The 22,158-nt window shown below is 75.4% G+C and carries 24 protein-coding genes and 1 pseudogene; 9 read left to right on the forward strand and 16 right to left on the reverse strand.

The features are described from left to right. Positions 1–9 precede the first annotated feature (9 nt). The 10 genes from M2302_RS21050 to M2302_RS21095 all read right to left on the reverse strand — a co-directional run bounded on the left by M2302_RS21050 (position 10) and on the right by M2302_RS21095 (position 8,185). Positions 10–1,038, reverse strand: coding sequence for a HAMP domain-containing sensor histidine kinase (locus tag M2302_RS21050; RefSeq protein ID WP_210779843.1), 1,029 nt, complete (start codon positions 1,036–1,038; stop codon positions 10–12). Further along, complete coding sequence (locus tag M2302_RS21055; RefSeq protein ID WP_280839566.1) at positions 1,031–1,726, reverse strand: response regulator transcription factor; 696 nt, start codon at positions 1,724–1,726, stop codon at positions 1,031–1,033. Before M2302_RS21055 ends, M2302_RS21050 begins: the two co-directional genes overlap by 8 nt. Positions 1,727–1,832: 106 nt before the next feature. Then, positions 1,833–2,384, reverse strand: coding sequence for a sigma-70 family RNA polymerase sigma factor (locus tag M2302_RS21060; protein ID WP_280839590.1), 552 nt, complete (start codon positions 2,382–2,384; stop codon positions 1,833–1,835). A 104-nt stretch (positions 2,385–2,488) separates the two neighbouring features. After that, the gene (locus tag M2302_RS21065; protein ID WP_280839567.1) at positions 2,489–3,187 is read right to left on the reverse strand and encodes a dihydrofolate reductase family protein; all 699 of its coding nucleotides are present in this window, start codon (positions 3,185–3,187) and stop codon (positions 2,489–2,491) included. Between the two features lie 10 nt (positions 3,188–3,197). Next, complete coding sequence (gene ribA, locus M2302_RS21070) at positions 3,198–3,851, reverse strand: GTP cyclohydrolase II (protein ID WP_280839568.1); 654 nt, start codon at positions 3,849–3,851, stop codon at positions 3,198–3,200. Between the two features lie 12 nt (positions 3,852–3,863). After that, positions 3,864–4,844 (reverse strand): lysylphosphatidylglycerol synthase domain-containing protein, encoded by a 981-nt coding sequence (locus M2302_RS21075; RefSeq protein ID WP_280839591.1) that lies wholly within the window; start codon positions 4,842–4,844, stop codon positions 3,864–3,866. A 101-nt stretch (positions 4,845–4,945) separates the two neighbouring features. Further along, the gene (locus M2302_RS21080; protein WP_280839569.1) at positions 4,946–5,767 is read right to left on the reverse strand and encodes a class I SAM-dependent methyltransferase; all 822 of its coding nucleotides are present in this window, start codon (positions 5,765–5,767) and stop codon (positions 4,946–4,948) included. Further along, a complete protein-coding gene (locus M2302_RS21085) occupies positions 5,764–6,798 on the reverse strand; it encodes a glycosyltransferase family 4 protein (protein WP_280839570.1) in 1,035 nt (344 codons plus the stop codon). The genes M2302_RS21080 and M2302_RS21085 overlap by 4 nt, the downstream gene beginning before the upstream one ends. A gap of 3 nt (positions 6,799–6,801) precedes the next feature. Further along, positions 6,802–7,200: a 6-carboxytetrahydropterin synthase gene (locus M2302_RS21090; protein WP_280839571.1), complete on the reverse strand. Its 399-nt coding sequence runs from the start codon at positions 7,198–7,200 to the stop codon at positions 6,802–6,804. Positions 7,201–7,204: 4 nt separating this feature from the next. Further along, positions 7,205–8,185, reverse strand: a complete 981-nt coding sequence (locus M2302_RS21095; protein WP_280839572.1) for a zinc-binding alcohol dehydrogenase — start codon at positions 8,183–8,185, stop codon at positions 7,205–7,207. Positions 8,186–8,280: 95 nt separating this feature from the next. On the opposite strand from M2302_RS21095, the pseudogene M2302_RS21100 reads away from it, so the two are divergent. The 3 genes and pseudogenes from M2302_RS21100 to M2302_RS21110 all read left to right on the forward strand — a co-directional run. Beyond that, positions 8,281–8,955 (forward strand): annotated as a pseudogene (locus M2302_RS21100) (CDP-alcohol phosphatidyltransferase family protein); the annotation flags it as partial. Between the two features lie 511 nt (positions 8,956–9,466). Continuing rightward, positions 9,467–11,077, forward strand: coding sequence for a sulfatase-like hydrolase/transferase (locus M2302_RS21105; protein ID WP_280839574.1), 1,611 nt, complete (start codon positions 9,467–9,469; stop codon positions 11,075–11,077). Between the two features lie 153 nt (positions 11,078–11,230). Further along, positions 11,231–11,491 carry a hypothetical protein gene (locus M2302_RS21110; RefSeq protein ID WP_280839575.1) on the forward strand — a complete coding sequence of 87 codons (261 nt, stop codon included), beginning with the start codon at positions 11,231–11,233 and terminating at the stop codon, positions 11,489–11,491. An 18-nt stretch (positions 11,492–11,509) separates the two neighbouring features. On the opposite strand, the gene M2302_RS21115 is transcribed toward M2302_RS21110, so the two are convergent. Genes M2302_RS21115 through M2302_RS21125 form a run of 3 tightly spaced genes read right to left on the reverse strand, consistent with a single transcriptional unit; the run spans position 11,510 to position 14,307 of the window. Continuing rightward, positions 11,510–12,310: an ABC transporter ATP-binding protein gene (locus M2302_RS21115; RefSeq protein WP_280839592.1), complete on the reverse strand. Its 801-nt coding sequence runs from the start codon at positions 12,308–12,310 to the stop codon at positions 11,510–11,512. Positions 12,311–12,352: 42 nt separating this feature from the next. Further along, positions 12,353–13,375 carry an iron chelate uptake ABC transporter family permease subunit gene (locus M2302_RS21120; protein ID WP_280839576.1) on the reverse strand — a complete coding sequence of 341 codons (1,023 nt, stop codon included), beginning with the start codon at positions 13,373–13,375 and terminating at the stop codon, positions 12,353–12,355. Then, positions 13,372–14,307, reverse strand: a complete 936-nt coding sequence (locus M2302_RS21125; protein WP_280839593.1) for an iron chelate uptake ABC transporter family permease subunit — start codon at positions 14,305–14,307, stop codon at positions 13,372–13,374. Before M2302_RS21125 ends, M2302_RS21120 begins: the two co-directional genes overlap by 4 nt. 197 nt (positions 14,308–14,504) lie before the next feature. On the opposite strand from M2302_RS21125, the gene M2302_RS21130 reads away from it, so the two are divergent. Next, positions 14,505–15,536, forward strand: a complete 1,032-nt coding sequence (locus tag M2302_RS21130; RefSeq protein WP_280839577.1) for an ABC transporter substrate-binding protein — start codon at positions 14,505–14,507, stop codon at positions 15,534–15,536. A gap of 4 nt (positions 15,537–15,540) precedes the next feature. Continuing rightward, positions 15,541–16,386, forward strand: a complete 846-nt coding sequence (locus tag M2302_RS21135) for a siderophore-interacting protein (RefSeq protein WP_280839578.1) — start codon at positions 15,541–15,543, stop codon at positions 16,384–16,386. 66 nt (positions 16,387–16,452) lie between these two features. Here the strand turns inward: M2302_RS21135 and M2302_RS21140 are convergent, their stop codons facing one another. From M2302_RS21140 to M2302_RS21150, 3 genes are all read right to left on the reverse strand, one after another. After that, positions 16,453–17,157 carry an HAD family hydrolase gene (locus tag M2302_RS21140; protein WP_280839579.1) on the reverse strand — a complete coding sequence of 235 codons (705 nt, stop codon included), beginning with the start codon at positions 17,155–17,157 and terminating at the stop codon, positions 16,453–16,455. Positions 17,158–17,240: 83 nt separating this feature from the next. Next, positions 17,241–18,131, reverse strand: a complete 891-nt coding sequence (gene sigJ / locus M2302_RS21145) for an RNA polymerase sigma factor SigJ (RefSeq protein WP_280839580.1) — start codon at positions 18,129–18,131, stop codon at positions 17,241–17,243. 101 nt (positions 18,132–18,232) lie between these two features. Continuing rightward, a complete protein-coding gene (locus tag M2302_RS21150) occupies positions 18,233–18,553 on the reverse strand; it encodes a hypothetical protein (RefSeq protein WP_280839581.1) in 321 nt (106 codons plus the stop codon). Between the two features lie 124 nt (positions 18,554–18,677). Between M2302_RS21150 and M2302_RS21155 the strand changes: the two genes are divergently transcribed. The 4 genes from M2302_RS21155 (at position 18,678) to M2302_RS21170 (ending at position 22,074) form a co-directional block, all read left to right on the forward strand. Beyond that, on the forward strand, positions 18,678–19,121 hold the full coding sequence (locus tag M2302_RS21155; protein WP_280839582.1) for a hypothetical protein: 444 nt from the start codon (positions 18,678–18,680) through the stop codon (positions 19,119–19,121). 94 nt (positions 19,122–19,215) lie between these two features. Then, a complete protein-coding gene (locus M2302_RS21160) occupies positions 19,216–19,674 on the forward strand; it encodes a DUF4383 domain-containing protein (RefSeq protein ID WP_280839583.1) in 459 nt (152 codons plus the stop codon). A 105-nt stretch (positions 19,675–19,779) separates the two neighbouring features. After that, on the forward strand, positions 19,780–20,331 hold the full coding sequence (locus M2302_RS21165) for a PadR family transcriptional regulator (protein ID WP_280839584.1): 552 nt from the start codon (positions 19,780–19,782) through the stop codon (positions 20,329–20,331). Between the two features lie 24 nt (positions 20,332–20,355). Beyond that, on the forward strand, positions 20,356–22,074 hold the full coding sequence (locus M2302_RS21170) for an acyl-CoA dehydrogenase (RefSeq protein WP_210776884.1): 1,719 nt from the start codon (positions 20,356–20,358) through the stop codon (positions 22,072–22,074). The last annotated feature ends 84 nt before the right edge of the window (positions 22,075–22,158 follow it).

Below are 22,158 nucleotides of genomic sequence, written 5' to 3' on the forward strand. Positions count from 1 at the left end.
GTCCGACGGTCAGCCGTCGGCCAGCGGCAGCCGGACGACGAACCGGCACCCGCCGGCGACGTTGCGCACGTCGACCCGGCCGCCGTGCGCCTCGACCAGCCCGCGCACGATCGCCAGGCCCAGCCCGCCGGAGCCCTCGGCACCGCCGTTGCCCGGCCGGGGCGTGCGGGCCGGCTCGCCCCGGAAGGCCACGTCGAAGAGCCGGGGCAGGTCGTCCTCGGGGATGCCGCCGCAGGTGTCCGCCACGGCCAGCCAGGCGGCGTCGCCGTCGCGGCCCGCGTCGACCCGCACGGTGCCGTCGTCGGGCGTGTAGCGCACCGCGTTGAGCAGCAGGTTCCCCACCACCCGGGCCAGCTCCGGCTCGCTGGCGGTCACCGTCGGCCAGCCCGACTCGGCGGCGACCAGCCGGATCCGGCGGGCCGCGGCCAGCGGCGCGGTGCCGGCCAGGGCGTCGGAGACCACGTCACCCAGCGGCACGGCGGACAGTGACAGCCGCAACGCCCCGGCGTTGATCCGGGACAGCTCGAACAGGTCGTCGACGAGGCGGGTCATCCGGTCGGTCTCCACCCGGATCCGCCGGTGGTACTCGTGCACCGTCGCCGGGTCGGCGACCACCCCGTCCTCCAGCGCCTCGGCCATCGCCCGCAGCCCGGCCAGCGGCGTGCGCAGGTCGTGCGACACCCAGGCGACCAGGTCCCGGCGGCCCTTCTCGATCCGCCGCTCCCGCTCCCGCGCCTGGTCCGCCCAGACCGCCGCCGCGGCGAGCCGCCGGCCGAAGAGCCAGCCGACGGCGAGGCTGACCACCGCCGCCGCGGAGACGGTGATCAGCACCACCTCCAGGTCGTGCGGGGAGAGGAACATCGCCTCGGCGATCACCGCGACCCCGGCCGCCACCGCGCTCACCGTCATCGCCAGCAGGACGGAGATGTGCACCGTGATCGACCGGCCGCGCAGCAGCCGCAGCGCCCCCGCGCCGAGCAGCCCGACGCAGCAGGCCGCGGCGAGCGCCGCCCCGAAGATCAGCGCGAGGTCAGCCATCGGCCGGCTCGTACCGGTAGCCGACGCCCCACACCGTGACGATCCGGCGCGGGTCGGCCGGGTCGGTTTCGATCTTCTCCCGCAGCCGGCGCACGTGGACGGTGACGGTGGACTGGTCGCCGAAGCTCCAGCCCCAGACCCGCTCCAGCAGCTCGGCCCGGCGGAACGCCCGCGCCGGGTGCCGCATCAGGTGGGCCAGCAGGTCGAACTCGCGCAGCGTGAGGGCCAGTTCCCGACCGTGCAGCCGGGCCACCCGGGGGCCGGTCTCGACGGTGAGGGCGCCGTCGGTGAGCACCTCCGCCGCCGCGCCGGCCGGCTCGCCGCCGGCCCGGCGCAGCACCGACCGCACCCGCAGCACCAGCTCGCGGGGGGAGAAGGGCTTGCTCAGGTAGTCGTCCGCGCCCAGTTGCAGGCCGAGGATCCGGTCGGCCTCGTCGCCGCGCGCGGTCAACATCACGATGGGTACGCCGTCCGGGCGTTCCCGCAGCCGCCGGCAGACCTCCAGCCCGTCGACCTTGGGCAGCATCACGTCGAGCACCACCAGCTGCGGCGGCGCCGCGGCGACGGCGGCCAGCGCGGCGGCGCCGTCGGAGACGTGGTCCACCTGGTAGCCGGCGTGTTCCAGGTAGCGGCAGACCACGTCGCTGACCGTCCGGTCGTCGTCGACGACCAGCACCCGTTGCGGCACGGCGTACCTCCCCCTCGTGCCGGTCAGCGTAGCCGTGGGCCGGGCCGGTGCCGGGGCGCGGAAACCTTGCGATGTCCTTACGGAACGATCCGGGCCGGCGGCGGGATCAGCCGGCGCGGGTGTCCGTCCGGGTGGCGCGGTCGGCCATGGCGTCGACCAGGTCGGCCCGGGCCCGGGCCACCCGCGACCGGATGGTGCCGACGGGACAGTCGCAGACCTGCGCCGCCTCGGCGTACGACAGGCCGAGGAGCTGGGTGGCGACGAAGGCCTCGCGCCGCTCGGCCGGCAGTTGCCGCAGCAGGGCGTCCAGCACCACGACGTTCTCGAACCGGCCCGCCGACGGCGGGTCGTACCCGTCGATGGTGGTGGCCGGTGGGCGGGCCCGCCGGGACCGGAGGTGGTCGGCGGCGACCCGCCGGGCGATGCCGAACAGCCAGGTCCGCGCCGAGGACCGGGCGGCGAACCTGGGCAGCGCGCGCATCGCCCGCAGGTACGTCTCCTGCACCAGGTCGTCGGTCTCCGCGTCGGCCAGCAGGTGGTGCAGGAACCGCCAGGTCGGGCCCTGGGTGGCCCGGACGAACGCGGCCAGCGCCAACGGGTCGCCCCGGCCGGCGGCCAGCGCCCACGCGGTCACCTGCTCGTCGCCGTCGTCCACCACAGCCGCTCCCTCGTCCGCCACGCCCCATCCTACGACGAAGCGTAGTAGGCCGGTTCTCCGTGTCGGCCGGTGGTACGGACGAACGGGCCCGCCGGTTCACCGGGTCAGGCGTCCGGGCAGCGTTCCGACAGGGCGTACCGGACCAGCACCACGTCACCGATCTGGCGGGCCTCGACCACCCGGGCCCGTCGGCCGGGGTGCCACGGGAACGGGCCGTCGCGGACGAAGCGGGGTGCCCGGGGGTCGCCGACGAAGAACGGGGCGACCACCAGGTGCAGCTCGTCGGCGAGCCCGGCGGTGAGGAACTGGGCGTGTACCGACCCGCCGCCCTCCACCATCAGCCGGTCCACTCCGCGCCCGGCCAGGTCGGCCAGCGCCCGGGCCGGGTCCAGCGGGTCGCCGGCGTCCACGACGGTGGCCAGCCCGTCCAGCACCTCGCTGGTCTTCGTCACCGCCGGCGAGGCGCAGTACACGATCCGGTCCGCGTCGCCGACCGTGAAGAACCGGGCGCTCGGGTCGAGGTCGCCGCGCCCGGTCAGCGTCACCTTCACCGGCGACGGCGGCAGCCCGCGGTCCACCCGCGCCCGGCGCAGCCGCTCCGAGCGGATCACCAGCCGCGGGTCGTCGCGGCGGACGGTGCCGGCGCCGACGAGGATCGCGTCGCAGCCGGCCCGGACGGCGTCGACCCGGGCCAGGTCGTCGGCGTTGGACAGCAGCAGCCGCTGCCCGGTGGCGTCGTCGATGTACCCGTCGATCGACGTGGCGCAGCTCAGCAGCACGTACGGCCGTCGGCCCGCCGGCACGGTGCCCATCTCAGGTCAGCGACGGCGAGTCGGCGGTGCGGGCGGCCGCCCGGCTCGCCTTCGCCGCGAGGTAGTCGGCGTTGGCGGGGGAGAGGTAGACCCCGGTGGGGATCACCTCCGTCACCGTCACGCCGAGCCCGTCGAGCTGCTCGGCCTTCTCCGGGTTGTTGCTCAGCAGCGCCAGCCGCCGCACGCCCAGCACCGCCAGCATCTGCGCGGCCGCCCGGTAGTCGCGTTCGTCCTCGCCGTGCCCGAGCGCCACGTTCGCCTCGTAGGTGTCCAGGCCGGCGTCCTGCAACGCGTAGGCGTCCAGCTTCGGGTACAGGCCGATGCCGCGCCCCTCCTGCCGCAGGTAGAGCAGGAACCCGCCGGCGTCGGCGATGCGCTCCACCGCCTCGCGCAGCTGCGGGCCGCAGTCGCAGCGCTGGCTGCCGAAGACGTCCCCGGTCAGGCACTCGCTGTGCGGGCGGACCAGCGGCGCCGGCCCGGCCGACTGCCGCCGCAGCGCGCCCGCCCAGTCGCCGAGCCCGAACGCCAGGTGCTCCCGCCCGTCCACCAGCCCGTCGAAGGTGAAGACCCGGGCCGTGGTGGCGTACCCGTCGGGTAGGCGCAGGGGGACCGTGACCTGGGTGCGGACCGTGGCGACCGGAAGTGCTCCGTACATGTGTCTCCTCCGTCAGGCGCTGCCGGCCAACCCGGCAGCGGGTACCGCGGCAGAACCGCCCTGGCCCACCGTACGAGGCGTGGACCGGTACGGAAACGGGGCCGGAAGCCGGCCCAGCAGCAGCACGGCGGCGCCGGGCAGGGCGGCGACGACCACCAGCGCCCCGTACACCAGCGCGGTGGACACCCCCTGGGCGGCGCCCAGGCCGGCGGCCCCGAACGCCCAGGCGGCCACCCCCTCGCGCGGGCCGAACCCGGCCACGTTCGCCGGCAGCCCCATCGCCAGCAGCGCCAGCAGGGTCAGCGGCAGCAGCTGCGCCAGCGGGGCGGTCGCGCCGGCGACCCGGGCCGCCACCAGGAAGGTGCCCAGGTGGCCGAGGACCGCCACCGACGAGGCGAGCAGCACCCCCGGCCCGGTCCGGCGGGTCAGCAGGCCGGCGCGGACGTCGGCGGCGGCGGCGCGCAGCGCGCGGGCCCGCCGGGACGGCCCGGAGCGGGGCAGCGCCCGTGCCACCAGCACCACGCCGAGGGCGACCGCCAGGGCCAGCGCGGTGGCCTCCGGCAGCCAGGGCCGCACCGGCGACGGCAGCGCCAGCAGCAGCGCCGCGGCGAGCGTGACCTGGACGACCTGACCGGCGCTGCGTTCCCAGACCACCGCCCGCACGGCCCGGCCCAGGTCGCCGGCCTCCCGGCCGTGGCGCACCGCCCGGTGCACGTCGCCGAGCACCCCGCCGGGCAGGGTGGCGTTGAGGAAGACCGCCCGGTAGCAGTCCGCCACGGCGGTGCCCAGCGGGAGCCGGACGCCGAGCCCTCCGGCGACCAGCCGCCACCGCCAGGCGCAGCAGACGGTGCTGAGCGCCCCGAGCAGCAGCGCCGCGACCACCGCCGGGGTGTCTATGCGGCGCAGCGCGGCCAGCGCCGGGCCGGTGCCCAGCCACCACAGCAGCGCCGCCACCAGCGCCACGCCGCCGAGGTTGCTCACCCAGGCCCACATCGGACGGACCTGGGTGCCGGGGGTGTCGTGGGCAGCCTGTGGCACGCGGGGCCTCCTGTCGAAGATCTCTCCCTCCTCCACGTACCGGCCGGCCGTCGGGTTCATTCCACCCCGGCGAGCAGGTCGTCGTGGCCCACCGTGACGGTCAGCCGGCCCGCCGCCGCCTCGGCCAGCCGGCGGCGGGCGTACCCGGTGATCCGGGCGGCCAGCTCCGGGCGCTGCTCGACGGCGGCGTCGCACCAGCCGGTGAACCACTCGGCGATCAGCGCGTCCTGCCCGGCGCCCAGCCGCCACGGGCTGGACCGGACCGTCACGGGAACCCCGTGCCGCCGGAACGCGGCGACGGTGGCCGCGGCGGCGTCCGGCCCGAGCAGCCGCCGGCCGTCGACGGTACGGCGTTGGTGCGCGTCGAACGCGGCGGCGACCTCCGCGTCCAGCTCGTCCGGCGGGTCGAGCCGCACCCGGCCGATGACGGAGAGCGTGAACAGGGTCGGGCGGCCCGCCCCGACGCAGGCCGTCACGATCGCCTCGATCTCCTCGGCGCTCAGCATGTCCAGCAGCGCCGAGGCGGTGACCAGGTCGGCGCCGGCCAGATCGGCGGCGGTGAGCCGGGTGATGTCCGTACGCCGCGTCTCGACGCGCACCGGGCTGCCGTCGGCGGCGCGCGGCGGGGCGGCGAGGGCCCGGTCGAGCAACCCCGGGTCCCGGTCGTAGAGGACCCAGTGCTGCGGGCCGGGCAGCCGGGGGGCCAGCCAGCGTGCCATGGAGCCGGTGCCACTGCCCAGGTCGTGCACCACCAGGGGCCGGCCGGCGGCCAGCCGGGCGCGGACCCGGTCCACCAGGTCGTCGGCGCGGGCGGCGGCGTCGGCGGGCTCGCGCAGCGCGAGCCAGTCGGCGAAGGGATCGGTGACGTGCGTGGTCATACCCTCACTCCGTTCAGGACGTGGGCGATCGCGGCGGCGGTGTCCGGCCAGCCGGCCAGGCCGTCCCGGCGGGCCAGGGCCGCCTGCCGCAGCCGGTGCCGCAGCGGCGCCCCGGTGAGCCAGCGCCGCAGCGCGCCGGCCAGCGCGGCCGGGTCGTCGGCGGGTACCAGCAGGCCGGGCGGCTCGCCGTCCGGGGCCCGGCCCAGCGCCTCGGGCACCCCGCCCACCCGGGTCGCGAGCACCGGCAGGCCGCGGGCCAGGGCCTCGGTGACCACCATCCCGTACGTCTCGGCGTGCGAGGCGAGCACCAGCAGGTCGGCGGCGGCGTACGCGGCGTCGAGGTCGGCCCCGGTGCGCGGTCCGGCCAGCCGTACCCGCCCGGCCAGCCCCCGCTCGTCCACCAGCCGGCGCAGCCCGGCGACGAAGCCGGGATCGCGGGTGAGCGCGCCCACGCAGTCCAGCGTCCAGGGCAGGTCGGCGACCTCGGCCAGGGCGCGGACCAGCACGTCGTGTCCCTTGTGCGCGGTGACCGCCGCGACGCAGAGCAACGCCGTGCCGGCGCCCGTGCCGGTCGCCGGTGGTGCCGGGTCCACCCCGGGGGTGGCCACGTGCACCCGGTCGGCGGGCAGCGGGTACCGGTCGAGCAGGCGGCGGCGGGTCCACCCGCTGGTGGTGACCACCGCGACGGCGCAGGCCAGCGCGGCGGCCTCGGTGTCGTCCTCCAGCGGCATGTGCACCAGCACCACCAGCCGCAGCCGCCGGGCGTGCGGGGCCAGCACCTCCGGCACGGCCGAGGCGACCAGCCCGTCGAGCAGCACCACCGTGCCGTCGGGCAGCGTCGCGAGCACCCCGGCCAGGCGGGTCCGCGCCGGCGGGTCGGGGCGCGGCCACCGCCCGGGTACGCCGTGCTCGCGCACCGCCCACCCCCGCTCGGCGAGGCCCCGGCAGACCCGGCGGTCGTACGTGTTGCCGCCGCTCGGGGTCGCCGGGTCGTCGATGTCGCCGGGGAGGACGACGTGCACCACGGGCACCGGCTACAGCGACCGCTCGTAGCTGGCCCAGGCGATGTGCGACTCGTGCAGCGTGACCGTGATCCCGGCCAGCTCGCGGGCCCCCGGGCCGAGCCCACCGGTGTGCGCCCGCTCGGCCAGCCGGTCCGCGACAGTGCGGCACAGCACCTCGGTGGTGGTGTTCACCCCGGCGAAGGCCGGCTCGTCGTCGAGGTTGCGGTAGTTCAACTCGGCGAGGATCGCCCGCAGCTCCTCGGTGGCCCGGCCGATGTCCACCACGATGCCGTCGGCGTCCAGCTCGGCGCGGCGGAAGGTCGCGTCCACCACGAACGTCGCCCCGTGCAGCCCCTGCGCCGGCCCGAAGACCTCGCCCCGGAAGCTGTGGGCGACCATCATGTGGTCCCGTACGGTCACGCTGAACACGGCGTCACTCCCCGTCGTAGGTGATGAGGTGGCACAGCGCGGGGAGGCTCCCCGCGGCCAGTCGGTCGAGCACATCGGGCAGGTCCGCGAAGCGCGACCGGCCGGTGAGCAGCGCGTCGAAGACCGGATCAGCGAGCAGCTCCAGGGCCAGCGCCATCCGGTCGGCGTAGCTTCGCCGCCCCGCCCGGGCCGGCGAGACCGTGCCGACCTGGCTGCTGCGGATGGTCAACCGGCCGGAGTGGAACGACCCGCCCAGCGACAACTGCACCGGCCGGTCGCCGTACCAGCTCAGCTCGACCACCGTGCCCTCCGGGGCGAGCAGGTCGATGGCGCGTTGCAGCCCCGGGCCGGTCGCGCTGGCGTGCACCACCAGGTCCCGCCCGTCGGCCGCGTCGTCGGGCGAGGCGAATCCGACGCCCAGCGCCGCGGCCACCGCCGCCCGCGCCGGGTCGGGGTCCACCAGCTCGACGTGTACCCCGGGGAAGCGGGCGAGCAGCGCCGCGACGGCGCAGCCCACCATGCCGGCACCCACCACGCTGACCCGGTCGCCGACCAGCGGCGCGGCGTCCCAGAGCGCGTTCACCGCCGTCTCCACCGTGCCGGCCAGCACCGCCCGGGCCGCCGGCACGCCGTCGGGCACCGGCGTCACCGCCGAGGCCGGCACGACGTACGCGCTCTGGTGCGGGTGCAGGCAGAAGACGGTACGCCCGCGCAGCCGCGCCGGACCGGCCTCGACCACGCCGACGCTGAGGTAGCCGTACTTGACCGGGGCGGGGAAGTCGCCCTCCTGGAACGGGGCGCGCATCGCCGCGTACTGGTCGGCCGGCACGCCGCCGGTGAAGACCAGCGTCTCGGTGCCCCGGCTGACCCCCGAGTACCGCGCGCGGACCAGGACCTCGTCGGGGCCCGGCGCCGGTAGCGTCACCGGGCGGATCTCACCCACGCCGGGGGAGCGGAGCCAGAAGGCGTGGGCGTCGCGGATCACGCGGATGTTCTCCTCATCTGGCTGCCGGACCGAACCGAACGGCCACCCGCTCCGTGTTTCCTGTCGAGGCCGTCGATCATAAACACGGAGGCAGGGTGTCCAAGGTTCGAACCGGTCCGGTGATCGGCCTGACCGCCCAGATCGTCCTGCTCGCCGGGCTGACCGCGACCGTCGGGCTCGACGTCGCCGGCTGGCTGGCCGGCGTCGCGTACGGCATCGGGCTCTGCGGGGCGCTCGACCGTGGCCTGCGCCGGCGCGGCGCGGACCGGTTGGGCCCGGCCGACCGGGTGACGCTGACCCGGGCGGTGCTCGTCGGCGGGGTGACCGCCCTGGTGGTGGACGCCATCGACGCGGCGGCGCCGCTGGCCGTGCTGGTGCCAATGGCCGCGGTGGCGCTCGCCCTGGACGCCGTCGACGGCTGGGTGGCCCGGCGCACCGGCACCGCCAGCGCGCTCGGCGCCCGCTTCGACATGGAGGTCGACGCCTTCCTGATCCTGGTGCTCAGCGTCCACGTGGCGCCGTCCACCGGCGGCTGGGTGCTCGCCATCGGCGCGATGCGGTACGCCTTCGTCGCGGCGAGCCGGGTGCTGCCCTGGATGCGCGGGACGCTGCCGCCGCGGTACTGGCGCAAGGTGGTGGCCGCGGCCCAGGGAGTGCTGCTGCTGGTCGCCACGGCGGAGGTGCTGCCCGCGCCAGCGACCGCCGTCGTGCTGGCGGCCTCACTGGCGTTGCTGGTCGAGTCGTTCGGCCACGACGTCGGCTGGCTCTGGTGGCACCGCCGGGTGCGGACCGCCCCCGTACGCCGTCCGACGCCGACTCTCCGGCCGGTGCCGGAGACCGTCGCCGAGCGCCCGCTCGCCGCGCACCAGCCCGTCTGAGCCGCACGATCGCCCGGCCGGACGGCCGGGGGTGACCCAGGGAAGGGACATCGCAGTGTCAGTGCTGTCGCGCCTGCGCCGCCGGGCCACCGTGGACGGACCGGCCCGCCCGGTCGATCCGACCCCGCCGGTCGATCCGACCCCGCAGCCTCGGCGCGACGAGCCCGACGGGCCGGCCCACGACCAACCCGCCGAGCCTGCCGCCGGGGCGGAGGCCCCCGAGGCGGCGTCCGCGCCGCAACCGGCTCCCGCCGCAGCAGAGGCCACCGATGCGGCGTCCGCGCTACACCCGGCTCCTGCCGAGGCGGAGGCATCCGACGCTCCGAGCGGGCCGGAACCGGCCGGGCCCGTGGCGGATGGCGTCGCCGGTGGGCGGGGACGGGTGCGTACCGTCGCGGCGCGGGTGACCACCGTGGCGGCCGGCCTGCTCGTGTTCGCCGTGCTGGTGGCGCCGAACCGGCTCGACCAGCTCGGCCCCGCCGCGTTCCTGCGCATCCCGGTCGAGGGGCTGGTCGCCGCCGCACTGCTGCTGGTGCTGCGCGGCGTGGCACGGCGGGCGGCGGCGGTGCTGTGCGGCGTCGCACTCGGGCTGCTCGCCGTCGTCAAGCTGCTCGACATGGGCATGTCCGCCAGCCTCGCCCGCCCCTTCGACCTGGTCCTCGACTGGGTGCTGCTGGACGACGCGTACGGCTTCGTCCGCGACTCCGTCGGCCGGGCCGGCGCGATCGGCGCGATCGTGGCGCTGGTCGCCGCGGTCGGCGCGCTGCTGGTGCTGACCACCCGGTCGGTGCTCCGGCTGACCCGGCTGGTGGCCCGGCACGACCGCCGGGCGGTCCGAGTGCTGGCGGGGTGCGCGGCGGTCTGGGTCGCCGGCGCGACGATCGGCGTGCCGGTCGCCGACTCGGGGACGTCCCGGCTGGTCGGCCAGCACCTCGGCCAGGTCGGTGCCGGGCTGCGGGACCGGGAGGCCTTCGCCGCCGAGGCCGCCGCCGACGCCTTCCGCGACACCCCGGGCGACGAGTTGCTCACCGCCCTGCGCGGCAAGGACGTGATCGTCGCGTTCGTGGAGAGCTACGGCCGCGACGCGGTGCAGGACCCGGAGTTCGCCCCGCAGGTCGGCGCGGTGCTCGACGGCGGTACGCGCCGGCTCGCCGAGCGGGGCTTTTCCGCCCGCAGCGGTTTCCTCACCTCACCCACCGCCGGCGGGGGCAGCTGGCTGGCCCACGACACGCTGCTGTCCGGGCTCTGGGTGGACAACCAGCAACGCCACCTCAGCCTGCTGGCCGGCGACCGGCTCACCCTCAACGGCGCGTTCCGGCGGGCCGGCTGGCAGACGGTGGGGGTGATGCCGGCGGCCACCCAGCCCTGGCCGGAGAAGAGCTTCTTCGGCTTCGACCGCTACCACGACGCGGCCGGGCTCGACTACCGCGGCCCGAAGTTCAACTACGCGCCCATGCCCGACCAGTACACGCTGGCCACCTTCCAGCGGCGGGAGCGGGCCACGCCGGGGCACGCGCCGATCATGGCGGAGATCCCGCTGATCTCCAGCCACTCACCCTGGGCGGCGATCCCCCGGATGCTCGACTGGGACCACGTCGGCGACGGATCCATCTACCGCCGGCCGACCTCGGTGGCCGCCAACCCGAAGGACGTGGTGGGGCGCAGCGCCACCGAGGTCCGCACCGGCTACCGGCGCTCCATCGAGTACTCGCTGAACAGCCTGATCTCCTACGTGGAGACGTACGGCGACGACGAGCTGGTGCTGGTCTTCCTCGGCGACCACCAGCCCGCGCCGGTGGTGACCGGGGAGAACGCCAGCCGGGACGTGCCGATCACCATCGTGGCCCACGACCCCGCCGTGCTGGCACGGGTGACCACGTGGGGTTGGGACGAGGGGCTGCGGCCCGGCCCGAGCGCGCCAGTCTGGCGGATGGACACCTTCCGGGACCGGTTCCTGCGCACCTTCGGCCCGCAGCCACCGGCCGGCGCGGCCGCCCCACCGTCGCCCCGCTGACCCGGAAGGGAGCGGAGCTTCGGCGACGCGGGCCGCATAAGCTGACCGACCCAGAGGAGATCGACAGACGGGAGCAACGTGGGCAGGCGATCGGAGGTCGTCCAGGCTGCCACGAGTGCGGCCCTGACGGTCATCGCCCACGCATCGTCCAGCGTGGCCGTCGCGAACGCACTGTGGATCGGCCGGGATTCGCCCGCCGAGTGGACCTTCTACCTCGTCGGAGCCAACTGTCTTCTGCTGCCGGTCACCGTGGCTGTGGGCTGGTTCATGACCCGCTTCCCGGGCACCAGGCACCTCGGGCGGGGTGCGCTAGTGGGGACGGCGACAGTGGTCGTCCTTGCCGCAGCGGCGGCGGTGACGGGTTCGGCGCCGCCGTGGATCACGGAGGGTTGGACCGGCAACGGATGGAGCTGACCACGAGGCGCACGGCGGTCAGGACGTCGCCACCACCCCCGGTGTCGCGACCGGCAGGCGTGGACGGCGGGTGGCGGGCACCACCAGCGGCGTGCCGGTCTCCGGGTCCTCGACGATCCGGCACGGCAACCCGAACACCTCCTGGACCAGTTCGGCGGTGACCACCTCGCGCGGGTCGCCCTCGGCGACCACCCGGCCGTCGCGCATGGCGATCAGGTGGGTGGCGTAGCGGGCGGCGTGGTGCAGGTCGTGCAGCACCGCCACCAGCGTGCGGCCCTGCTCCTCGTGCAGCCGGGCGCAGAGGTCCAGCACCTCGATCTGGTGGGCGACGTCCAGCCAGGTGGTCGGCTCGTCGAGCAGCAGCAGCGGCGTCTGCTGGGCCAGCGCCATGGCGATCCAGACCCGCTGGCGCTGCCCGCCGGAGAGCTCGTCGACCGGCCGGTCGGCCAGTTCGGCGACACCGGTGGCGGCCATCGACTCGGCGACCACCCGTTCGTCCTCCCGGGACCACTGCCGCAGCAGCCCCTGGTGCGGGTACCGGCCGCGGGCGACCAGGTCGGCCACCGTGATGCCGTCCGGCGCCACCGACGACTGCGGCAGCAGGCCGAGGGTACGGGCCACCGCCCGGGACGGCAGCGCGTGGATGTCCCGCCCGTCGAGCAGCACCGTCCCGGCGCGCGGCCGCAGCGTCCGGGCCAGGGCCCGCAGCAGCGTCGACTTGCCGCAGGCGTTCGGCCCGATCACCACGGTGAACGACCCGTCCGGTACGGACACCGACAGCCCCTCCGCGACGATCCGCCGCTCGTACGCCAGGGTCAGCCCGACCCCGTCCAGGCGTGGGTTTCCCGACACGTGAGCTCCTTAGTTCCGTCCGGCCCGCCGCGCGGCGAGCAACCACACCAGGTACGTCCCGCCGAGCACCCCGGTCACCACGCCCACCGGCAGTTGCTGGCCGGCGAGGGCGCGCTGCGCCACCAGGTCCGCCCCGACCAGCAGCACCGCACCGGTGAGCGCCGAGGCCACCAGGTTCGGCCCCGGCGCGCGGGTGAGCCGGCGGGCCAGGTGCGGGGCGGTGAGCGCCACGAAGGAGACCGGCCCGGCGGCGGCCGCCGCGACGGAGGCGAGCAGCACCGCCGCGCCGAGCAGCACCTGCCGGACCCGGGTCACCGGCACGCCCAGCGCGGTGGCGGTCTCGTCGCCCAGTTCCACCATGGCCATTGCCCGGCCGCCGGCGAGCACCACCGGGGTGAGCGCCGCGAGGACGCCGAGCAGCGGCACCGCCTGCGACCAGCCGCGCCCGTCCAGGCTGCCGGTGAGCCAGAGCACCGCCCGGGCGGCGTCCATCAGCGGCGCCCGGGTGAGCAGCCAGCCGTTGACGCCGGTGAGGATCGCCGTGAAGCCGATGCCGACCAGCACGAGCCGGTGGCCGGCCAGGCCCCGGGCGCCGGCGACGGCACGGATGAGCAGGCCGGTGCAGATCCCGGTGGCCAGCGCCGCGCCGGACAGCGCGAGGCTGCTGCCGCCGAGCACCACGGCGATCAGCCCGCCGGTCGCCGCTCCCTGGGTGATGCCGAGCACGTCGGGGCTGCCCAGCGGATTGCGCAGCAGCGTCTGGACCACCGCGCCGGACAGCGCCAGGGCGGCCCCGACGCCCAGCGCGGTGACCAGCCGGGGCAGGCGCAGCTCGCCGACGATGAACTCCTCGGCCGCGGTGCCGCCCCCGGTCAGCGTGCGCAGCACGTCGGCCGGGCTCATCGGGTAGTCGCCGCCGCCCACGGCGAGCACGCCGAGGCCGACGGCGAGCAGCACGGCGGTGGCGACGACGACCAGCGATCGGGGACGCCAGCGCAGCGACCGGCCACCCGGGGTGCGGAGCACGGTCATCGCCGGGCCACCAGACGCAGGAAGAGCGGGCCGCCGAGCACGGCGGTGACCAGGCCGACCTGGAGTTCGCCGGGGCGGCCCAGTACCCGGCCCAGCACGTCGGCGCCGAGCAGCAGGACGGGCGCGTACAGCGCGCAGGCGGGCAGCAGCCAGCGCAGGTCCGGCCCGGTCAGCACGCGGACCAGGTGCGGCACGAGCAGCCCGACGAAGACGATCGGCCCACAGGCGGCGGTGGCTGCGCCGCAGAGCAGCGTGATCGCCGCGATGGCGCCGCCGCGCACCACGGCCGGCCGGGCGCCGAGCGCCCGCGCGGTGTCGTCGCCCAGGGCCAGCGCGTTCAGCGACCGTGCGCCGGCCAGGGCGACCAGCAGGCCGGCCAGCACGAAGGGCGCCACGGTACGCAGGGTGGCGAACTCGGCGTTGGCCAGCGAGCCGACCGTCCAGAACCGCAGCCGGTCCAGCGAGGCGGAGTTGAGCAGCATGACCGCGCTGACGTAGGAGTAGAGCACCGCGTTGAGCGCCGCCCCGGCCAGCGCGAGGCGGTCCGGGGTGGCCCGCCGGCCGCCGCCGACGGCATACACCCCGACGGTGACGGTGGCGGCGCCGAGCAGGGCGAACCAGATCCAGCCGCCGGCGGTGCCGACGCCGAGCAGGGCGGTGGCGGAGGCGACCGCGGCCGCCGCGCCGGCGTTGATGCCGAGCAGTCCCGGGTCGGCCAGGGGGTTGCGGGTGAGCGTCTGCATCAGCGCCCCGGCCACCCCGAGTGCCGCGCCGGCGACCAGGCCGAGCAGCGTGCGGGGCAGGCGCATCCGGTGCACCACCGCGTGTTCGGGGGAGGCGGCGGAGACCAGGCCCTGCCAGACCTCGGTGGGGGAGAGCGGTCGGGCACCGACGGCGATGCTCAGCACCGCGACGACGAGCAGGAGCAGCAGCCCGGCGGCGAGCGCCGCGGCGGGGCCGGCCCGGCGGGTGGGTGGCGCCGGCGCCGGGGCGGCGGCGAGCGTGGTGACGGACAGGGTCGGCTCCGGGGGGAAACGGCATGGCACCGGTTGACTTCGGGTTAGGTTAGGTTAACCTAACCCCGCCATCGCGGATCATCGCGGTCCGGTCCTGATCGAAAGACGTCATCATGCCTGCTTCCATGTCCGCCCGCGGACTCTCCCGCCGGGGCCTGCTCGCCGCTGGCGGCGCCACCCTCGCGACCCTCCTCGTCGGCTGCGGCCAGGACGACAAGCCCAGCTCCACCAGTGCCAAGGGCTCAACCGGGCCCTGGTCGTTCACCGACGACCGCAACCAGAAGATCGAGCTGTCGAGCACCCCGACTCGGGTCGTCGCCTTCACCGGGGTCGCCGCCGCGCTGGTCGATTTCGGACTCGACTCGCAGATCGTCGGCGTGTTCGGCGAGACCACCCGCAGCGACGGCTCCGTCGACCCGCAGGCCGGCGGCCTCGACGTCGACCGGGTCACCGTGCTCGGCAACGTCTGGGGCGAGTTCAACGTCGAGAAGTACGCGGGGCTGCGCCCCGAACTGCTGGTCACCCACATGTACGACCCCGGTGCCCTCTGGTACGTGCCGGACGAGAGCCGCGACAAGATCCTCGCCCTGGCGCCCAGCGCCACCGTCACCACCGCCCGGGTGCCGATGACCCGGCCCATCGAGCGGTACGCGGAACTGGCCCGCTCCCTCGGCGCCGACCTGAACGCGAAGAAGGTCACCGACGCCAAGGCGCGCTTCGAGGCCGCCGCCGAGTCGGTCCGCCAGGCGGTCAAGGCCAACCCCGGCATCCGGGTGCTCGCCGCCTCCGGCAGCCCCGACCTGTTCTACGTCTCCAACCCGAAGGTCAGCACGGACCTGATGTACTTCGCCGAGCTGGGCGTCGACATCGTGGTGCCGAACAAGCTCGCCACCGGCGACTACTTCGAGAGCCTGAGCTGGGAGAACGCCGGCAAGTTCCCCGCCGACCTGATCCTGCTCGACAACCGGTCCACCGCGTTGCAGCCCAAGGACCTCGCGGCCAAGCCCACCTGGCAGCAGCTGCCCGCCGTCCGCGCCAACCAGGTCACCCCGTGGGACGCGGTGCCCCGCTTCTCGTACGCGGGCGCGGCGCCGCTGCTGGAGAACCTCGCCACCGCCATCCGGTCGGCCAAGCGGGTCGGCTGACGCCGTGACGACCGGCACCGCGACCCGCGTCGCCCTCCGGTACCGCTTCTACCAGGCCCAGGTCCGGCACACCCGGCGCATCGGCGCCTCGCTGATCCGGGTCACCCTGACCGGCGAGGAGCTGGCCGCGTTCGCCGGCGGCGGCCGGGACCAGAGCGTCTCGCTCTTCCTGCCCCACCCGGGCCAGCCGGAGCCGGTGGTCCCGCTCGACGCCGGGGACGACTGGTACGCGCGGTGGCGGGCCACCGACCCGGCCGTCCGCGCGGTGATGCGCTCCTACACCATCAGCGGGCAGCGGCCGGAGGCGTCCGAAGTGGACGTCGACTTCGTCCACCACGGTGACAGCGGCCCGGCCACCCGGTGGGCGGGTCGGGCCCGGCCGGGGGACCGGATCGTCCTGCTCGGACCCGCCGAGCGGGACAACCGCAGCGTCTGCTTCCGGCCCCCGCCCGGCACCGACCACGTCCTGCTGGCCGCCGACGAGACGGCGCTGCCGGCCGTCGCCGGCATCCTGGCCTGGCTGCCCGCCGGTGCCACCGTGCGGGCGTGGGTCGAGGTGCCGGACGCCGCCGACGTGCGCGAACTGCCGACCGTGGCGAACGCGCAGGTGTGCTGGCTGGTCCGGGGCACCACCCCGCCCGGCAGCGGCCTGCTGGTCGAGGCGATCCGCGCCGCCCGGTTCCCGGCCGGCGTCCCGTACGCGTGGATCGCCGGCGAGTCCTCGACGGTCCGGGCGGTCCGCCGGCACCTGGTCACCGACCGCGGCCTGGACCGGCGGCGGGTGACCTTCGCCGGCTACTGGCGGCGCGGGGCATCCGAGGAGCAGCTGCGCGCGGAGGCGGACGCCTGACCGGGCCGACCGAGGTCCCTCCGGGCGGTGTTGCGGGTCCGCCCGCCTGCGTCGTCACCCGGTTGGTCACCCGACCCGACGGTCAGCCGTCGAAGCGGAACTCAGACTGGCCGGCTCACGCAGCAGGGCGGGCAGGTCGCCCAGGGTGGCGAACGCACGTCCGCCCCAGCTCGGGTCGGTGTCGCTGTGCTCCGTGGTCCGCAGCACGGTCATGCCGACCGCCGCCGCGCCGGCCAGCTCGCCGTCCGCGCCGTCGCCTACGAAGACGCACTCCGCCGGCGCGACGCCCAGCCGCGCCGTGGCAGTGTGGTAAATCGCCGGGTGGGGCTTGGCCAGCCCCACGTCGCAGGAGAAGACCGCGACGTCGAAGCGGCGGGCGAGCGGGCTCTGCGGCCATGCCTCGGCGGTCTCCGAGGTGGCGTTGCTGATGAGGGCCAGCGGATGCCCGTCGTCGCGCAGCGCGTCGAGCACGTCCAGCGTGGCGGTCGAGACACTGTCCAGCAGCCGGCGCGCGAGGTCCCGCCGGTGTCCGCCGGCCCGGGTCACCTGTTCGTCGGTCGGTGTGCCGCCGAGGCGTCCGGCGAGGATGTGGACGGTCTCCTCCACGTCCCACCGGACCAGCCGCTCACGCCAGGTGGCGTGGTACGCGGCGACCAGCGCGGCCGGAGCCACCCCGACCATGAGCGCCATCTCGCCGACCACCCGGTCACGCTCGTCATCGGCACCGTGGACCAGGGTGTGGAAGAGGTCGAAGATCACCGGCCGGGACATGTGAGCATCCTACGGAGATGGTCAGCGCTGTCGCCTCGCCTGCCGTCCCGATGCTCCGATGGAGGTCAAGAGGTTGTCCGCCGTCAGTCGTCGAGGCCGGCCAGGTCGAGCCGGCGCAGCCGGTCGGTGTCGGAGAGCACGTCGACGGCGACGATCCGGCCGTCGGTGACGGTGAAGCCCATCACCGAGATCGGCCGGCCCTGCGCCGCGACCACGGCGCCGGCGGCCCCGTTGACCAGCGCCGGCCGCATGAACGGGTAGAGCCGTCCGAACGTGACCGCCTGCCCGGCGACCGTCGGCGCGCCGGTGAGCACCACCGTGTGGCGGCTGCCCGGGCCGCCGTCGGAGCGCAGCACGACGTCGGGGTGCAGCACGGCGACGAGCGCGTCGAAGTCGCCGTCGCGGGCGGCGGCGAAGAACGCCTCGACGACCTCCCGCTGCCGGGCGAGGTCCGGGTCGGGCACGGGGGCCTGTCCGCGTACCCGCCGTCGGGCGCGGCTGGCCAGTTGCCGGGCCGCGGCCGGGGACCGCTCGACCATCGGGGCGATCTCCTCGAACGGCACGGCGAACATGTCGTGCAGGACGAACGCGAGCCGCTCGGCCGGCGTCAGCGTCTCCAGCACCACCAGCAGCGCCAGCCCGACCGAGTCGGCCAGCACCGCGGCGTGTTCGGGGTCGTTCCCGGGCTCGCGGCTGATCACCGGCTCGGGGAGCCGCACGTCGAGGGGTTCCTCGCGGCGGCGCTCCCGCGAGCGGAGCGCGTTCAGGCAGACCCGGGCCACCACGGTGGTCAGCCAGCCGCCGATGTTCTCGACGGCACCGGTGTCGGCCCGGCTGACCCGTACCCAGGCGTCCTGGACGGCGTCGTCGGCCTCGCTCACCGAGCCGAGCATCCGGTACGCCACCGCCCGGAGCCGGGTCCGGTGCTCCTCGAACCGCTGCGTCAACCACTCCTGCTCGTCGACCGCTGTCACGTCGCCCCCTCGTTGCGTCTCACAGCAGTAGACACAGCCGAGCCGGCCGATGTGACCCCGGGTCGGTGAGTGGGTGCGGGGCGGTAGCACCCCGCGAAACGTCAGGCGGCCTCGGCGGCCGTCCGCGAGCGGCGGCGGGGCAGGGCTGCCAGGTCGCCCGGCGACTCCTCCCGCCGCTCGTCGCGCACCGGGTCGGCGACCTGCTCGGGGGCGTCGCCGGAGAGTGCCAGCGCCCGCTGCGCGTGGCGGGCGGCGTCGCACGGCCACTCCTGGTGGTCGCAGAGCAGGTTGTCGCAGTGCCCGGTCTCGTCCGGCTGGTGCGCGTCCGCCACGCCGGCGGCGAGCCGCCACAGGAGCGGATCTGTCACCCCGGCGGGCGCGGTGCCCCGGTCGCGCGGCTCTGGGCGGTCGGTCTCGGACAACGGTCTCCCCCTCTGTCGGTACCGGGGGACAATCTCCACCTCCCGCCCCCGGTAAACGCCCTCGTGGGAGTGGTCAACGCCACGTTGACTGATTGACTGCGCCGGTCCTGGGCACCGGCACCGGATGACGACTCGACGGGTGACCCCGGAACGCCTCGGCGCCTGGCTGGTCAAGGGCAACGCGGACGCGGTCGACCTGGCGTCCCGCTTCGCCGCCGACCCCCGGGTGCGCAGCTGGTGCGTCCGCCCCGGCTACCGCTCCGAGCTGATACGGGCGGGTCAGCCGGTGGTCCTCTGGGCCAGTGGCAGCCGACGCCGGCTGGCGTACGGGGTGTGGGGTGTCGGACGCCTGGCCGGGCCGGCCGTGCCGGGGGCGCCGGGGGAGCCCTGGTCGGTGCCGCTGGAGTTGACGGTGCTCGACCCGGGTGACCGGGTGCCCCGGGAGCGGCTGCGCGCCGACGCCCGGCTGGCTAGGGCGGAGGTCCTCCGCCAGCCGCAGGGCGCCAACCCCTCCTGGCTGACCGTGGCCGAGTTCGCCGCGCTCCGGGAGCACCTGCCACCGGCCTGAGCCGGCCTCCGCTCACCACCGCCCGGTTCCGGAGGTTTGCGGCATGTGGTCCGGGGCATCCGGGGCCACACGGACTTCGACGGAGGTGGTTGACATGGTGAACAGACCCGGCCGAGGGGCATCGGCGACCGCCGTGTCGCCCGTCCGTCGCGCCGCGCAGGCGGCCGGCGTGGTCTTCCTGCTGATCGGGGTGCTGGGCTTCATCCCCGGCATCACCACGGACTACGGCACGATGAAGTTCGCCGGGCACGACTCCGAGGCGTTGCTGCTCGGGCTGTTCCAGGTGTCGATCCTGCACAACCTGGTACACCTCGCGTACGGCGTCGCCGCGCTCGCCCTGTCGCGCACGGTCTCCGGCGCGCGCACGTTCCTGCTCGCCGGTGGCGCCATCTACCTGGTGCTCTGGCTCTACGGCGTGGTCGTCAACCACGAGAGCGGCGCCAACTTCGTTCCGCTCAACAACGCGGACGACTGGCTGCACCTCTTCCTCGGCCTCGGCATGATCGCCCTCGGGCTGGCGCTGACCCGCCGCCCCGCCGGCGCCCGACGCTGACCTGATCCGACGCCGCGCTCCCACGAGGGGCGCGGCGTCGTCGTCCGTGTGACCGACGCCCCTGCGGCCTTGCCTATGCAACTCGTTGCATAGCAGGATGCCCGCATGGCCCTCGAGCACGCGATCCTGGTCTCCCTGCTGGAGCAGCCGGCCTCCGGCTACGAGCTGGCCCGCCGCTTCGACCGCTCGATCGGCCGGTTCTGGACCGCCACCCACCAGCAGATCTACCGCGTGCTCAAGCGGATGGAGACCGACGGCTGGGTCACCGCCGAGGAGGTCGGCCAGGACGGCCGCCCCGACAAGCGGTGCTGGTCGGCCACGGCCGCCGGGCAGAGCGCGCTCGCCGACTGGCTGCGGGCGCCCGTGCAGCCCGAGGCGGTCCGGCACGAGCTGGCCGTCAAGATCCGCGGTGCTGCCTTCGCCGACCGGGCCGGCCGCGCCGACCTGGTCGCCGAGGTCGAGCGCTACCGCGCCGACCACGAGGCGGTCCTCGCCAGCTACCTGGCCGGCGAGCGCCGCGACTTCCCGGCGCCCGAGCACGGCGACGCCCGCGCGGCACTCCAGCACGTCGTGCTGCGCGGCGGCATCGCGTACGAGCGGATGGTGCTGGCCTGGCTCGACGACGTACTTGCGACCCTGCGCGACCTCGCCCGCTGACCCCACCCTCCGGAAAGGACCCCCATGGCCGACCCGTTGCTCAACCCGCGCACCTACGACCCCGCCCACCTCGACTCCGAGTCCCGCCGGCTGCTGCGCGCCACCGTCGACTTCTTCGAGCAGCGCGGCAAGAAGGTCCTGGTCGACAGCTACAACGACCACACCTGGTACGGCGACTTCCTCGACTTCGCCGCCAAGTCCGGTCTCTTCGCGGCGTTCTGCACCCCGGCCGCCGACGGTGCCGGCGACCCGGCCAAGCGCTGGGACACCGCCCGCAACGCCGCGCTCAGCGAGGTGCTCGGCTTCTACGGCCTCGGCTACTGGTACACCTGGCAGGTCACCGTCCTGGGCCTCGGCCCGGTCTGGCAGAGCGACAACGCCGCCGCCCGGGCCCGCGCCGCCACCCTGCTCGACGCCGGCCACGTGATGGCGTTCGGCCTCTCCGAGCGCAGCCACGGCGCCGACATCTACTCCACCGACATGCTGCTCACCCCGGACGGCGAGGGTGGCTTCCGGGCCACCGGCGGCAAGTACTACATCGGCAACGGCAACGTCGCCGGCCTGGTCTCGGTCTTCGGCCGCCGCGCCGACGTGGACGGCCCCGACGGGTACGTCTTCTTCGCCGCCGACAGCCGGCACCCCGCGTACCACCTGGTGCGCAACGTGGTGAACGCGCAGATGTACGTCAGCGAGTTCCGCCTGGAGGACTACCCGGTGCGCGCCGAGGACGTCCTGCACACCGGGAAGGCCGCCTTCGACGCCGCCCTCAACACCGTCAACGTCGGCAAGTTCAACCTCTGCACCGCCTCGATCGGCATCTGCGAGCACGCGATGTACGAGGCGGTCACCCACGCCCACAACCGGGTGCTCTACGGCCGGCGGGTGACCGACTTCCCGCACGTGCGCCGGGAGCTGACCGACGCGTACGCCCGGCTGGTGGCGATGAAGCTGTTCAGCGACCGGGCGGTGGACTACTTCCGCTCGGCCGGCCCGGACGACCGCCGCTACCTGCTGTTCAACCCGATGACCAAGATGAAGGTGACCACCGAGGGCGAGAAGGTCGTCGACCTGCTCTGGGACGTCATCGCCGCCAAGGGCTTCGAGGCGGACACCTACTTCGACAAGGCCGCGCGGGACATCCGGGGCCTGCCCAAGCTCGAGGGCACCGTGCACGTCAACCTGGCCCTGATCCTGAAGTTCATGGCCAACTACCTGTTCCGGCCGGCCGAGTTCCCGCCGGTTCCGACCCGGCACGATCCGGCCGACGACGAGTTCCTGTTCCGGCAGGGCCCGGCCCGGGGGCTGGGCGCGATCCGCTTCCACGACTGGCGGGCCGCGTACGACGCGCACGCCGGCGTGCCGAACGTGGCCCGGTTCCGGGAGCAGGCCGACGGGCTCTGCGCGCTGCTGGCCGCCCACGCGCCGAGCGAGGAGCAGCAGCGCGACCTGGACTTCCTGCTCGCCCTCGGTCAGTTGTTCGCGTTGGTCGTCTACGGCCAGCTCATCCTGGAGCAGGCCGCACTGACCGGCCTGGACGCCGACCTGCTGGACGAGATCTTCGACATTCTGGTCCGCGACTTCTCCGGCCACGCCACCGAACTGCACGGCAAGGCGGCCACCACCGACGCGCAGGCCGCGTGGGCGCTGACCCAGGTCCGCCGACCGGTCGCCGACCCGCAGCGCACCGCCCGGGTCTGGTCCCAGGTGGCGGCGCTCTCCGGCGCCTACGAGATGAACCCCTGACAGACCGCCCGGTCGGACTGTACGCGGAATGCGGCGTGGGGGGGGGGGGGGGGCGGGGCGCCCCCCCCCCCCCCCCCCCACCCC

This window comes from Micromonospora sp. A200 (assembly GCF_029893845.1).
Classification (GTDB): Bacteria; Actinomycetota; Actinomycetes; order Mycobacteriales; family Micromonosporaceae; genus Micromonospora; species Micromonospora purpureochromogenes.